The 13,505-nt window shown below is 55.0% G+C and carries 10 protein-coding genes; 5 read left to right on the forward strand and 5 right to left on the reverse strand.

All coding sequences use genetic code 11. The features are described 5' to 3' along the window. The first annotated feature begins 333 nt into the window (after positions 1 to 333). The 3 genes from dnaK to dapB all read left to right on the forward strand — a co-directional run bounded on the left by dnaK (position 334) and on the right by dapB (position 4,422). Positions 334 to 2,250, forward strand: coding sequence for a molecular chaperone DnaK (dnaK, locus tag JF44_RS0118325; RefSeq protein ID WP_033070370.1), 1,917 nt, complete (start codon positions 334 to 336; stop codon positions 2,248 to 2,250). Positions 2,251 to 2,354: 104 nt separating this feature from the next. After that, positions 2,355 to 3,494: a molecular chaperone DnaJ gene (gene dnaJ, locus JF44_RS0118330; RefSeq protein ID WP_033070371.1), complete on the forward strand. Its 1,140-nt coding sequence runs from the start codon at positions 2,355 to 2,357 to the stop codon at positions 3,492 to 3,494. Positions 3,495 to 3,621: 127 nt separating this feature from the next. Next, the gene (gene dapB, locus JF44_RS0118335; protein WP_033070372.1) at positions 3,622 to 4,422 is read left to right on the forward strand and encodes a 4-hydroxy-tetrahydrodipicolinate reductase; all 801 of its coding nucleotides are present in this window, start codon (positions 3,622 to 3,624) and stop codon (positions 4,420 to 4,422) included. 89 nt (positions 4,423 to 4,511) lie between these two features. Here dapB and polA read toward each other — a convergent pair whose 3' ends face one another. Further along, positions 4,512 to 7,331 (reverse strand): DNA polymerase I, encoded by a 2,820-nt coding sequence (gene polA, locus JF44_RS0118340; protein WP_052066036.1) that lies wholly within the window; start codon positions 7,329 to 7,331, stop codon positions 4,512 to 4,514. Positions 7,332 to 7,632: 301 nt separating this feature from the next. On the opposite strand from polA, the gene JF44_RS0118345 reads away from it, so the two are divergent. Next, entirely contained in the window at positions 7,633 to 8,418 is a 786-nt protein-coding gene (locus JF44_RS0118345) for a hypothetical protein (RefSeq protein ID WP_052066037.1), read from the forward strand. Between the two features lie 53 nt (positions 8,419 to 8,471). After that, on the forward strand, positions 8,472 to 9,038 hold the full coding sequence (locus JF44_RS0118350; RefSeq protein WP_033070373.1) for an alpha/beta fold hydrolase: 567 nt from the start codon (positions 8,472 to 8,474) through the stop codon (positions 9,036 to 9,038). Here the strand turns inward: JF44_RS0118350 and JF44_RS0118355 are convergent, their stop codons facing one another. From JF44_RS0118355 to trpB, 4 genes are read right to left on the reverse strand one after another with little or no spacing between them, the layout of a single operon-like run. Next, on the reverse strand, positions 9,039 to 10,328 hold the full coding sequence (locus JF44_RS0118355) for a bifunctional folylpolyglutamate synthase/dihydrofolate synthase (RefSeq protein ID WP_052066038.1): 1,290 nt from the start codon (positions 10,326 to 10,328) through the stop codon (positions 9,039 to 9,041). It lies immediately after the preceding gene. A 1-nt stretch (position 10,329) separates the two neighbouring features. Beyond that, complete coding sequence (gene accD / locus JF44_RS0118360; protein WP_033070375.1) at positions 10,330 to 11,256, reverse strand: acetyl-CoA carboxylase, carboxyltransferase subunit beta; 927 nt, start codon at positions 11,254 to 11,256, stop codon at positions 10,330 to 10,332. Between the two features lie 55 nt (positions 11,257 to 11,311). Continuing rightward, the gene (gene trpA, locus JF44_RS0118365; protein WP_033070376.1) at positions 11,312 to 12,160 is read right to left on the reverse strand and encodes a tryptophan synthase subunit alpha; all 849 of its coding nucleotides are present in this window, start codon (positions 12,158 to 12,160) and stop codon (positions 11,312 to 11,314) included. Continuing rightward, the gene (gene trpB, locus JF44_RS0118370; protein ID WP_033070686.1) at positions 12,157 to 13,374 is read right to left on the reverse strand and encodes a tryptophan synthase subunit beta; all 1,218 of its coding nucleotides are present in this window, start codon (positions 13,372 to 13,374) and stop codon (positions 12,157 to 12,159) included. Before trpB ends, trpA begins: the two co-directional genes overlap by 4 nt. Positions 13,375 to 13,505: the final 131 nt, after the last annotated feature.

The raw sequence follows: 13,505 nt of genomic DNA on the forward strand, positions 1-13,505 counted from the left end.
CGATGCTTTGCCGGTTTTGCAACCCGGTTATGAGGCAATTCGAAAGCGGAACTTTCCGGTTCAAAATCCTTTGTTTTTCGCCAAATTTGCATGGTGAATGGGCGAAACTTGCCCGTTATTGGATCAAAATTGGTGTTTGAAAGGAAAAATCACCCAAGATTCCCCACTTTGAGCGCTTGCGACTTTGTGACGACTTTCATATATAGGTTCGCGGGGTAACAAAGAAGCCCCAGAAAAATTGCGTGTATTATAACCATTGGTCCCAGGAGGTCCTGCGCGGCGCTTTGTTTTGAAGGCTGCGGGACGGACCGGCCGCTAAAAGAGGAACTTACTATGGGTAAGATTATTGGTATCGACCTTGGCACCACGAACTCGTGCGTTGCAGTCATGGATGGCAAAGAAGGCCGTGTGATTGAAAACAGCGAAGGTGCTCGTACCACCCCGTCGATGGTCGCTTTCACCGATGATGGTGAGCGCCTTGTCGGTCAGCCGGCGAAACGCCAGGCTGTGACCAACCCGGAAAACACCCTGTTTGCCATCAAGCGTCTGATCGGCCGTCGTTATGGCGATGCCGAAGTCGAAAAAGACAAGGACCTCGTACCGTACAAAATCGTATCGGGCGAAAACGGCGATGCATGGGTTGAAGTCAATGGCGAGAAAATGGCCCCGAGCCAGATCGCAGCCATGGTGCTTCAGAAAATGAAAGAAACCGCCGAAGGCCACCTTGGCGAGCCGGTCACCGAAGCGGTGATTACCGTTCCGGCATATTTCAACGATTCCCAGCGCCAGGCGACCAAAGACGCCGGCAAGATTGCGGGTCTTGAAGTCAAGCGTATCATCAACGAGCCGACCGCAGCAGCGCTTGCTTATGGTCTGGACAAGAAAGACGGCGGCACCGTGGTCGTTTATGACCTTGGTGGTGGTACCTTTGACGTGTCGGTTCTGGAAATCGGCGATGGCGTTTTCGAAGTTAAATCGACCAACGGTGATACCTTCCTTGGTGGTGAAGACTTCGACAAACAGATCATTGATTACCTTGCAGACGAGTTCAAAAAAGAACAGCAGATCGACCTGCGCAAAGACCGTCTGGCCCTGCAGCGTCTGAAAGAAGCTGCTGAGAAAGCCAAGATCGAGCTTTCCTCGTCGATGCAGACCGATGTCAACCTGCCGTTCATCACCGCAGACGCATCTGGCCCGAAACACCTTAACATCAAGCTGTCGCGTGCGAAGCTTGAAGGTCTGGTTGGCGATCTGATCGAACGCACCATGACCCCGTGTAAAGCAGCCCTTAAGGATGCCGGTATCACCGCAGGTGAAATCGACGACGTCATCCTGGTTGGCGGCATGACCCGTATGCCGAAGGTTCAGGAACGCGTTAAAGAGTTCTTCGGCCGTGATCCGCACAAAGGTGTGAACCCGGATGAAGTTGTGGCCCTTGGTGCTGCAATTCAGGGCGGTGTTTTGCAGGGTGACGTCAAAGACGTTCTTCTGCTTGATGTGACCCCGCTGTCGCTTGGTATCGAAACGCTTGGCGGTGTCTTCACCCGCCTGATCGACCGTAACACCACGATCCCGACCCGTAAGTCGCAGACCTTCTCGACCGCTGAAGACAATCAGACGGCCGTGACCATCCGCGTCTTCCAGGGTGAACGTGAAATGGCGGCTGACAACAAGATGCTCGGCCAGTTTGATCTGGTTGGTATCCCGCCGGCACCGCGCGGTGTTCCGCAGATTGAAGTGACCTTTGACATCGATGCCAACGGTATCGTCAACGTGTCTGCCAAAGACAAGGCAACCAACAAGGAACAGCAGATCCGCATTCAGGCATCTGGTGGTCTTTCCGATGACGAGATCGAAAACATGGTCAAGGATGCGGAAAGCAATGCCGAAGCTGATAAGCAGCGCAAGGCACTTGTCGAAGCCCGCAACCAGGCAGAAGCCATCATCCACGCCACCGAAAAGAACCTTTCGGAGCATGGTGACAAGGTTGACGATGCGACCAAGTCGGAAATCGAAAACGCCCTGTCGGCTTTGAAAGAAGCCAAGGAAGGCGAAGATGCCGAGGCCATCACCACCAAGCTGAACGAATTGCAGCAGGCCTCGATGAAACTTGGCGAAGCCATGTATCAGGCGCAGCAGGAAGAAGCCGGTGACGGCGAAGCGGCCGAAGCCGATGCTTCTGCACAGGCTGATGATGGTGTTGTTGATGCCGACTTCGAAGAAGTCGATGACAACAAAAAAGACAAGTAAGACGACCGCAGAGGTCGTCTTGAACGACGCCCTGTAAAGAAAAATCGGGCCGTTCCGGACGCAGATGTTCGCTGGAACGGCCCGACCGTATTTCGGAGTTACAGATGGCGAAAGAAGATTATTACGAGCTGTTGGGTGTCAGTAAGGATGCCAGTGCAGCCGAGCTGAAAAGCGCCTATCGTAAGCAAGCGATGAAATATCACCCGGACAAAAACCCGGGCGATACCGAAGCTGAAATTAAGTTCAAGCAGGTCAACGAAGCCTACGAAATCCTGAAGGATCAGGAAAAGCGTGCGGCCTATGACCGGTTTGGCCATGCAGCCTTTGATCAGGGCGGCCCCGGTGGCGGTGGCGGCTTTGGCGGCGGCGGTTTCGGTGGTGGCGGCTTTGCCGACGTCTTTGACGAAATCTTCGGGGCCATGGGTGGTGGCGCGCGTCGCGGTGGCGGATCGTCACGTGGGGCGGACCTGCGCTATAACATGGCGATTTCGCTCGAAGAGGCGTTCGAGGGCAAGAAAGCCGAGATCACCATTCCGGGCTCTGTATCGTGTGAAGCCTGTGACGGGACCGGTGCCGAAGCCGATTCCCAGCCGGTCAATTGCCCGACCTGTAATGGTCACGGCAAAGTCCGTGCCCAGCAGGGGTTCTTTACCATTGAGCGCACCTGCCCAAGCTGTCATGGCAAAGGCAAGATCATCAAAAACCCGTGTAAATCCTGTCACGGTGTTGGTCGCGTCGAAAAGGAAAAGACCCTTCAGGTCACCATCCCGGCCGGTGTCGAGGATGGAACGCGCATTCGCCTGTCAGGCGAAGGCGAAGCGGGGACCAATGGCGCACCTCCGGGGGATCTTTATATCTTCCTTGATATTGCCCACCATCGCTTCTTCCAGCGCGAAGGTGCCAACCTTTATTGCCGAATCCCGATCCCGATGGGCAAGGCCGCCCTTGGCGGTACGATCGAGGTCCCGACAATTGAAGGCACACGCACGCGGATCAGCATCCCTGAAGGCACGCAGACGGGCCAGCAGTTGCGTTTGCGCGGCAAGGGCATGACGGTCCTGCGCTCGCAGGCGCGTGGTGACATGTTCGTTGAAATCAGTGTCGAAACCCCGGTCAATCTGACAGATCGTCAGAAAGAACTGCTTGAGGAATTTGACGTGATTTCGCGTGAAGAAGGCTCAAGCCCGGAAAGCGAAGGGTTCTTTTCCAAGATGAAAGAAATCTGGAAAGACCTGACTGATTGATCGGTTTGCGCTTGAAAGATCGATATCACAAACCCCCGGCAGTTTTGTCGGGGGTTTTGTTTTGCGCTGTTCGGGCCTTGTGTTAAGCAAATGCACGTTTGAAATTGCTTGGGCGAGGATACCGCAAATGAAAATCGGGATTGTTGGATGTGCTGGCCGTATGGGCCGGATGCTGGTGAATGAAACCGCCAAAACCAAGGGCTGTGAAGTCGGTGGCGGGACGGATCTGCCCGATAGTCCGTTCATCGGCAAGGACGTCACCCTGATTGCCGGTCTGGAAGAAAGCGGCGTGCTGGTTGGCGATAGCCCCAAAGCCCTGTTTGAAGCGGTTGATGCCGTGATTGATTTCACCGCACCGGCTGCCACCATGCAACATGCCAAACTGGCTGCTGAGACCGGCACCATTCTTGTGATCGGGACCACTGGCCTTTCCAATGACCAGAAGGAAGAACTCAAGGTTTCGGCTCAAAAAGCGCCGATTATCTTTGCGCCGAATATGAGCGTAGGCGTGAATCTGGCCTTTGCTCTGGTCGAAAAGGTCGCAAGCATCCTTGATAAGGATGTGGCGGATATCGAAATCGTTGAAATGCACCACAAGCACAAGGTCGATGCGCCTTCTGGCACCGCCCTTGGTCTTGGCGAAGCTGTGGCAAAAGGCCGTGGTGTGAATCTTGACGAGGTATCGGTTCGTTCGCGCGATGGACATACCGGTGCGCGCGAAGACGGTACCATCGGCTTTGCAACGTTGCGCGGTGGCGATGTGGTGGGCGACCATACAGTTGTCTTTGCCTGTGAAGGTGAGCGCATTGAGATCACCCATAAGGCATCCTCACGCGAAGTCTTTGCCAAGGGCGCGGTCCGGGCCGCAAAATGGGCCGAAGGCAAGGCACCGGGGCTTTATTCCATGCGTGAAGTGCTGGGACTTTAAGCGCTTAGCACCACAAAGCTGACCCCATACAAAAAGACCCCGCTGCAGATCATTGCAGCGGGGTCTTTTTTTGGTTCTACGCGTCCAATTTAGTGGGCGTCGGCCCAGCTATCGCCGATGCCAGCGTCCGCAATCAGCGGAACCGACAGGTGGGCGGCGTTTTCCATGACGTCGCGGATGACCTTGATGGCTTTATCGGCCTCGTCTTCCGGGGCTTCGAAGATCAATTCATCGTGGACTTGCAGCAACATGCGGGTGTTAAGCCCGGCATCGACCAATGCACCGGGAACGGCAATCATGGCGCGTTTGATGATGTCGGCCGCACCGCCCTGAATCGGGGCGTTGATCGCGGCACGTTCGCCAAAGCTTCGGCGCATGCCGTTTTTGTCATTGATGCCGTTGATATGGATGTGGCGGCCAAACAGGGTGCGCACAAAGCCGTGTTTTTTGGCAAATTCCTTGGCCTGATCCATATAGTCGCGGATGCCCGGGTAAATCTCGAAATAGGCCTCGATGAAGGCCTTGGCTTCTTTTTGCGGAATGCCAAGCTGATTGGCCAGACCAAAGGCCGAAATACCGTAAATGATGCCGAAGTTAATCGCCTTTGCCTTGCGACGGACCATCGGGTCCATGCCTTCTATCGGCACACCAAAGACCTTTGATGCGGTAGCGGCGTGGATATCCTCGCCATTCTTGAACGCTTCGCGCAGGGCGTCGATTTCGGCAACATGGGCCAGAAGGCGCAATTCGATCTGCGAATAGTCGGCAGAAATCAGCTTGCAGCCGCTATCTGCGACGAAGGCGGTGCGGATTTTGCGGCCTTCTTCGCTTCGGATCGGGATATTTTGCAGGTTCGGGTCGTTTGACGACAGACGCCCGGTATTCACATTGGTTTGGCCGTAGCTTGTATGCACACGGCCGGTATTGGGATTAATGTGATGGGCGAGTGCATCGGTATAAGTGCTTTTAAGTTTTGACAGTTGGCGCCATTCCAGAAGCTTTGCCGGAAGGTCATGGCCCTGTGCGGCAAGCCCTTCAAGCACGTCAGCCCCGGTCTGCCAGGCACCGGTTTTGGTCTTTTTGCCGCCGGGCAGGCTCATTTTATCAAACAGGATCTCGCCAAGCTGCTTGGGACTGCCAAGATTGAACGGCTCGCCCGCCATTTCATGAATGGTTTCTTCAAGCGCAGCCATGCGTTTGGCGAAATCATCAGACAGGTTTTTAAGGATTTCGGCATCGACCTTGACCCCGAGGCCTTCCATTTTGGCCAGAACCGGGACCAGCGGACGGTCGAGCGTTTCATAGACGCTTGCCATATGTTCCTGCGCAATCCGGGGTTTCAGCAACCGATGCAGGCGCAGCGTGATATCGGCGTCCTCGGCGGCGTAATCAAGCGCCTTGTCAAGCGGGACCTGATCAAAGGTGATCTGGGTCTTGCCGCTGCCGCATACGTCCTTGAAAGAAATCGGTTTATAGTCGAGGTGCAGCTCGGCCAGTTCATCCATTCCGTGGCCGTGGCTGGTGCCATCAAGCACATAGGACAGCACCATGGTGTCATCCATCGGCGCAACATTGATGCCATGGCGGGCCAGAACGATCATATCGTATTTCAGGTTCTGACCGACCTTAAGCACGCCTGGGTCTTCCAGAAGCGGTTTAAGAAGCTCAATCGCGCGGTCCAGCTTGATCTGCTTGGGGGCGTCTTTTGAGTCGGCGGGATTGTCGCCAAAATCAAAGCCACCCTGTGCCTCGCCGCTAACATGGCCAAGCGGGATGTAACAGCCGTTGCCCGGCTCGGTCGACAGCGAAATGCCGACCAGTTTGGCCTGATGGGCATCAAGGGACGTGGTTTCAGTATCCACCGCGACCGTGCCAAGATATTCAGCCGACAAAATCCAGTGCTTTAGACGCTCTTCATCCTGCACCAGTTCATATTCGGCCTTTTCAACCTTGATATCATTGACACCAACGCCGGGTTGCGTGGGATTGTCAAATTCGATATCGCCACCGAATTTCGACTTTACTTTAGAAAGCAGTGATTTAAAGCCGTGACTTGCGATGAAGCTTAAAAGAACTTCCGGATCGGGTTCACGTAATTCAAAGTCGCCGAGTGGTTCGATCACGGGCACATCGGTTTTAAGTGTGACCAGATCACGCGACACGCGGGCCAGTTCGGCATTCTCGATCAGCTTTTCACGGCGCTTGGGCTGTTTGATTTCACCTGCGCGCTCCAGTAGAGAATCAAGATCGCCATATTCATCAATAAGTTGGGCGGCTGTCTTGACACCAATGCCGGGGACGCCGGGCACATTATCAACGGAATCGCCCGCAAGGGCCTGAATATCAATGACCTTGTCGGGGTTCACCCCGAATTTCTCAAGAACTTCGGCTGCGCCAATGGTGCGATTCTTCATCGCATCAAACATTTGCACGCGGTCGGTGACAAGTTGCATGAGGTCCTTGTCCGAAGAGACGATAATCACATCGGAACCTTCTGCCTCAGCCTGACGGGCATAGGTTGCGATCAGGTCATCGGCCTCAAACCCTTCAAGTTCGATCGACGGCAGGTTAAACGCGCGGGTCGCATCGCGTATCAGCCCGAACTGTGGAACCAGTTCTTCGGGGGGTGGCGGACGGTGTGCCTTGTATTCCGGATAGAAGTCGTTGCGGAAAGATTTGCCCTTGGTGTCGAAAATCACCGCCATGTGGTCGGGTTTTGTATCTTCGCGAAGCTTCATCAGCATGGTGCAGAAGCCATAAACCGCATTGACCGGCGTGCCATCGGGGCTCGTCATTGGCGGCAGGGCGTGGAAAGCGCGGAAAATAAAGCCGGAACCGTCAACCAGAACGACGCGACGCGGGGCTTGGTCGGCGGACGAACCGGTGCTGGACGGGGCAGAATCTGTCATGCGTCTTGTGCTCTTGTGTTCTTGGATAAGGTGGGCGGAAGAATGCCCGATCTGGGCTGCTAAGTCGAGCATAGCCTTCTGCAAACCAGACAAAAACACCAAGCCTCCTGACAGGTATTTGTCAGGAGCATCGCATCGGAAAATCACGGATTTTCACATTTGTTCCGCAATCAAAACATGATTGCTAAAGTCCCGATATCTAGAGATTTTTAACACATCATCTGTTTGTGCTTATCAGCCCGCCCAGGGATTGCTATGGTATCGGATAACTTCATCCCAAGGGACATGGGAGATCGGGTTCGTGACCCGGAAATCAAGCAAGCCGGAATTCAGCCCCAAAGGCATCGGCGTAGAAACTGCAGGTCCGGCGCGTGAGATTTCAGACAATATGAAACTCGCGACCCGGAAACGCAAAAACAAAAAGGCAGGTCGTCGCGCAGCGAACGGATCAGGATGGCGCAGGTTTTTTAGCGTCACTGCCTGGCTGCGCTTTATTCTGACCTTTGGCATTTTTGGCCTGCTCGTGCATGGCTTGTTTGTTGTCTTTGGTGTTTATGAGCGTAATCAACGTCTTGCCAATTTTGATCACTTCATTTTGCTGATCAAACTCGTGGTGTTTGTTGCCCTGATGTATCTGTTCTATGCGATGCTGATGCATTACGGCCCGATTCGCCACAAGGTGCGCAGCATCTTCTTTCTGGCTTTGGCGCCGGTTGCCGCCCTTTGTATTTTCATGATTTATGGCGGCGGGCAGATTTTTGGCGATTTCCTGCCGGTTTTGCAGTTTCTGACCCTGACCATTGGGGTCGGCGGGTTCTTGCTTTATGTGCTTGGCTATACTTGGGTGACCGGGCAAAAGGTCAAACGCGATGCGGCCAAGTATGATGACCCCGGACTGACAAAGCGCGAGGGATCACGCAACCGTGGAAACGGTTTGCCGCCCCCGGTTAAAGGGGATCGGCGCAAGGTTCACAAGGCCGGAAGCCTGCGGTTGCGGCGCTCTGATGGCGGAGATCAGGGCCACGGGCCGAAGAACGGGGGCGGATCAAATGGCAATGGACCAAAGGTCCGCTTGCCTGAAATCTGATACCGCAATCCAGAAGCAGGGCCGGAAACAGGGCCGAAACGGGAGCAGAACTCATGCGCCGTGATCTGATTTTCATTCATAGTGCCGGTCGGCAAGGCGGTGACAACGGCAGCACCCGGTTGCTTCAGCGACTGGACGCAGCACTTTCCGACAGGTTTTGCATCATCGCCCCGGAAATGCCAGATCCGGAGCGTCCGGACATTGATGCGTGGCTTTCCCGGATCGAGAACACATTGTTGCAGGCATCAGATGGTGCGGTTTTGGTCGGGCATTCCCTTGGTGGATCGACAATTTTGCAATATCTGGCCGGAAATCCCGATATTTGGCGTGTAAACAACCGTTTATCGGCCGTCTTTGTTGTCGCGGCCCCGTTTTGGGGCCTTAAAGACTGGGAAATCGATGAATTTGTTCTCAGCGCGAATGAGGTTGCCGTCCTATCGGACTGCAAAACATTATGTTTTTGTCATGGACGTGATGACGAGATTGTCGATTTCACGCACTGCCAAACCTATATGCGCCACTTCCCACACGCCCATCAGATCACGCTAGATGGTACTGGACACTTGATGTTGGGCGGGGACATTGCAAAACTTGTTGATGAAATTCGTATATACGCTTGATCAGCCGTGGTTTTCCAGGATCAAACCCGCCAAATACAGCGATCCAAGGATCAGAACCCGTTTCGGGTCGGGGCTGCTGTGCAAAAGGCTGGCAAGCGCAGTGTCAAAGCCATCGCAGGAAAAGGCAGGCGTGATATCGCAGGCCAAGGCCGCGTCCCGCAGTGTTTCGGGTTTGTGGTCCTGATGTTCGCCGGGAATGGGCACACCGGCAAAGGCGGTGATATGGGGGGCGATGGGTTTGAGGAACGCCGTTGCGTCGCGGTTATCAAGCATACCCATGATGACGACAGTATCGCCTGCAGGCTGGCGGGATAGCCAGTCGGCAATGGCCTCTGCCGCAGCAATATTGTGCCCGCCATCCAAAATCAGCTCACAATCATCAGGAAGCGCGTCACATAGCGGGCCGGTGGTCAGTTTTTGCAGCCGTGCAGGCCAGCGCGCCGTGGTAAGGCCACGGGCAAGGATATCGACATCCATGCCGTCACATCCGGGCACCGCCGCCTTGCGGACGGTGGCGATTGCCGTTGCCGCATTGGTATATTGATGCCGCCCCGGCAGGGCCGGATGGGGAAGATCGATATTTTCAGTGCCAATGCGGAGGGTAAAACCGTCGTCGTCTTCTTTGGTGATTTCGAAATCATTGAAGATCGGCGCACTGATGCTGTTGGCGTGGCAGGCCAGGGTGTTAAAGGCTTCAAGGCTTTGTGGGGCGGTGATGCAGGGCACGCCATGCTTCATGATACCGGCTTTTTCAAACGCGATCTTGGCAATCGTGTCACCAAGAAAGCCCTGATGATCAAGCGAGATCGGTGTGATCACTGTGGCGGCAGGCTTTTCCAGCACGTTTGATGCATCGACCCGTCCGCCAAGGCCGGTTTCAAGCAGCAAGACATCTGCCGGAACTCGTGAAAAGGCAAGGAAGGCAGCGGCCTGGGTGATCTCGAAAAAGGTGATGGATTCGTTGTTATTGACCGTTTCGACTTCGGTCAGAAGATCGCACAGCGCGTCTTCGGAGATCATGTTACCGGCAAGGGTGATGCGTTCGTGGAACTTCACCAGATGCGGGGATGTGGAGCAATGAACACGCAGTCCTGCAGCCTCGTAGATCGCACGCAAATAGGCAAGGGTCGATCCCTTGCCGTTGGTGCCGGCAATATGAATGACGGGCGGCAGCGAAAGGTGCGGATTACCAAGCTTTTCCAGAAGCCGGGTAATCCGCCCAAGCGAAAGATCAATGACTTTCGGGTGCAGCTTGCCAAGGCGAGCAAGGATTGCGTCGCTTTGGGCCAAGTTACTTGTCCGCACTCAGGTCTTTGGATTTGTCTGCCTTGGTTTTGGCATCCTTGATCGGCACCACGCTTGCACCTGGTTTGGTGCGACGGATCATGTCGATCAGGCGGCCAAAGGTCGCGTTCAGTTCCGAACGCGGGACAACCATGTCTACCATGCCATGTTCCAGAAGATATTCAGCCGTCTGGAAGTCATCGGGCAGTTTTTCGCGGATGGTGCTTTCGATCACGCGACGACCGGCAAAGCCAATCTGTGCGCCCGGTTCAGCAACCTGAATATCGCCCAGCATGGCAAAGGATGCCGAAACACCCCCGGTGGTCGGATCGGTCAGAAGCACGAAATAGGGCAGGCCCTTTTCCTTGACCTTTTCGATCGCGGCCGTGGTGCGTGCCATTTGCATCAGGCTAAGAATGCCTTCCTGCATACGTGCACCGCCCGATGCCGGAACGATGATAAGGGCGGCATCCTGAACGGTTGCCAGTTCGGCGGCGGCAACAATGCCTTCGCCAACGGCAATGCCCATCGATCCCCCCATGAAGGAGAAATCAAACACGGCAACAACCGTCGGATGACCACCAACCTCACCATGGGCAACAGCAAGTGCGTCCTTGAAGGTCGCCTTGGCCTGTGCCGCCTTGAGGCGGTCGGTGTATTTCTTCTGATCACGGAATTTCAGCGGATCGACCGGAACACTCGGCAGTTCGATGGTCTGGTACTTGCCACCATCAAACAGGGTTTCAAGACGGTCCTTGGCGGAAATACGCATGTGATGACCGCAATGCTGGCAAACATGATTGTTCTTTGCCAGATCGCGATGGAAGATCATCTGTTCGCAGGATTTGCATTTGTGCCAGAGGTTCTCTGGCACATCTGTACGGCGAACAAGTTTCTGAATCTTTGGACGGACGAATTCAGTCAGCCACGACATATCGGATACTGATCCTTGGTTCTGTCTATATCGGTTCTATCAAACGCATCGCAGGTTATTTGCGCGCGTTTCGGACCCCGCTTGCCAATTCGCGAACAAGGCCAGTCACCATAGTGGCGGTCTTATCGGTGGCCTTGCCGTTTTCGTCAAGACTTTCAGCAATTTTTGATACGATTGCCGACCCGACGACGGCCGCATCGGCCTGACGCGCGACCTCGGCGGCCTGTTCGGCACTCTTGATGCCAAACCCGACCGCAATCGGCAGGTCCGTATGGCGTTTCAGCCGTTCCATTGCCTCGATAATCTGGTCATTGCTGGCCGATCCCGCACCGGTCACCCCGGCAACCGACACATAGTAAACAAAGCCCGAGGTATTCTGAACAAGTTTTGGCAAACGCTTGTCATCCGACGTCGGTGTGGTCAGACGAATGAACGACAAGCCCTTTTCAACGGTCGGCACGCAAAGTTCGGCGTCTTCTTCGGGCGGCAGATCGACCACAATCAGGCCATCAACCCCGGCATTGCGCGCATCTTCAAGGAATTCTGCAACGCCATAGATATAAATCGGGTTGTAATAGCCCATCAGAATGATCGGCGTTTCATGGTCCTGGTCACGGAAACCGCGCACCAGCGACAATGTCTTGCGCATATGCATGCCCGCGGCCAGCGCACGCAGCGATGCTTCCTGAATGGCGGGGCCATCGGCCATCGGGTCGGTAAAGGGCATGCCCAGTTCGATGATATCGGCCCCGGCCTCTGGCAGTTGTTTGAGGATTTCAAACGACGCTTCCGGGTCCGGGTCACCAGCGGTGATAAAGGTCACCAGACCGGCACGGTCTTCTTCCTTGAGCTTGGCAAAGCGTTTGGCGATGCGGTCTTTGCCGCCGATGATAGCGTCGCTCACAATTCTACTCCCAGTGCTTCGGCCACGGTAAAGATATCCTTGTCACCCCGGCCACTCAGACACATGAGGATGATCTTGTCCTTGCCCATCTTCGGTGCTTCTTTCATCACCTGTGCGATGGAATGGGCGCATTCCAGTGCCGGGATGATGCCTTCGAGTTCGGAACAAAGTTTAAAGGCATCAAGGGCTTCCTTGTCGCCAATCGGTTCGTAGCGCGCACGACCGATATCCTTAAGCCAGCTATGCTCCGGCCCGATGCCCGGATAATCCAGACCGGCCGAAATCGAATCGGCTTCCTTGATCTGGCCGTCATCATCCATCAGCAAATAGGTGCGGTTGCCATGCAAGACGCCGGGTTTGCCTGCAGACAGGCTGGCGGCATGGTTGCCGGTATGGATGCCGTGACCGGCGGCCTCAACCCCGACCACTTCGACATCCTTGTCATCAAGGAACGGGTGGAAAAGGCCAATGGCATTTGAACCACCGCCAACGGCTGCAATCACCTGATCGGGCAGGCGGCCTTCGGCTTCCATGATCTGTTCGCGGGCTTCATTGCCGATCACGGACTGGAAATCACGGACCAGTTCCGGATAGGGATGCGGGCCCGCTGCCGTACCGATGATATAGAACGTGTCTTCAACGTTGGTCACCCAATCGCGCAGCGCTTCGTTCATCGCATCTTTGAGTGAGTTCGACCCGGAAACGACCGGTTTGACTTCAGCCCCAAGCAAACGCATGCGAAACACGTTGGGCGACTGACGTTCGATATCTTTTGATCCCATATAGACCGTGCAAGGCAGGCCAAAGCGGGCACAAACGGTTGCCGTCGCCACGCCATGCTGACCGGCACCGGTTTCAGCAATGATACGGGTTTTGCCCATGCGCTTTGCCAGCAGGATTTGACCGATGCAGTTGTTGATCTTGTGCGCGCCGGTGTGGTTCAGGTCTTCGCGCTTGAAATAGATCTTTGCACCGCCAAGGTGGTCCGACAGGCGTTCGGCGTAATACAGCGGGTTCGCACGGCCAACATAGTGCTTGAGATAGTAATCCATCTCTTTTTTGAAGGCGGGGTCTGCTTTGGCGTCCTTGTAGGCCTGCTCCAGCTCAAGGATCAGCGGCATCAGCGTTTCAGCGACAAAGCGTCCGCCGAAATTGCCAAAATGCCCATCCGGGTCCGGAAGTGCGCGAAAGCTGTTAGGTGCAGAAGACGTCATGGAAGTTCCCCGTGGATTGGCCGTGGTGGCGATCACGACAGCATAGGTAAATGACACAAAATGGCCCGCACGAAAGCCTGCACATTAAATGTCAGGCTTCGGCCCCATACTGTACCCGAAAAGGTGCGTGT

The organism is Thalassospira australica, from assembly GCF_000763295.1.
Classification (GTDB): Bacteria; Pseudomonadota; Alphaproteobacteria; order Rhodospirillales; family Thalassospiraceae; genus Thalassospira; species Thalassospira australica.

Coding starts and splice junctions, on each gene's coding strand:
- dnaK (WP_033070370.1), top strand. CDS start 334: ATGGGTAAGATTATTGGTATCGACCTTGGCACCACGAACTCGTGCGTT.
- dnaJ (WP_033070371.1), top strand. CDS start 2,355: ATGGCGAAAGAAGATTATTACGAGCTGTTGGGTGTCAGTAAGGATGCC.
- dapB (WP_033070372.1), top strand. CDS start 3,622: ATGAAAATCGGGATTGTTGGATGTGCTGGCCGTATGGGCCGGATGCTG.
- polA (WP_052066036.1), bottom strand. CDS start 7,331: ATGACAGATTCTGCCCCGTCCAGCACCGGTTCGTCCGCCGACCAAGCC.
- JF44_RS0118350 (WP_033070373.1), top strand. CDS start 8,472: ATGCGCCGTGATCTGATTTTCATTCATAGTGCCGGTCGGCAAGGCGGT.
- accD (WP_033070375.1), bottom strand. CDS start 11,256: ATGTCGTGGCTGACTGAATTCGTCCGTCCAAAGATTCAGAAACTTGTT.
- trpB (WP_033070686.1), bottom strand. CDS start 13,374: ATGACGTCTTCTGCACCTAACAGCTTTCGCGCACTTCCGGACCCGGAT.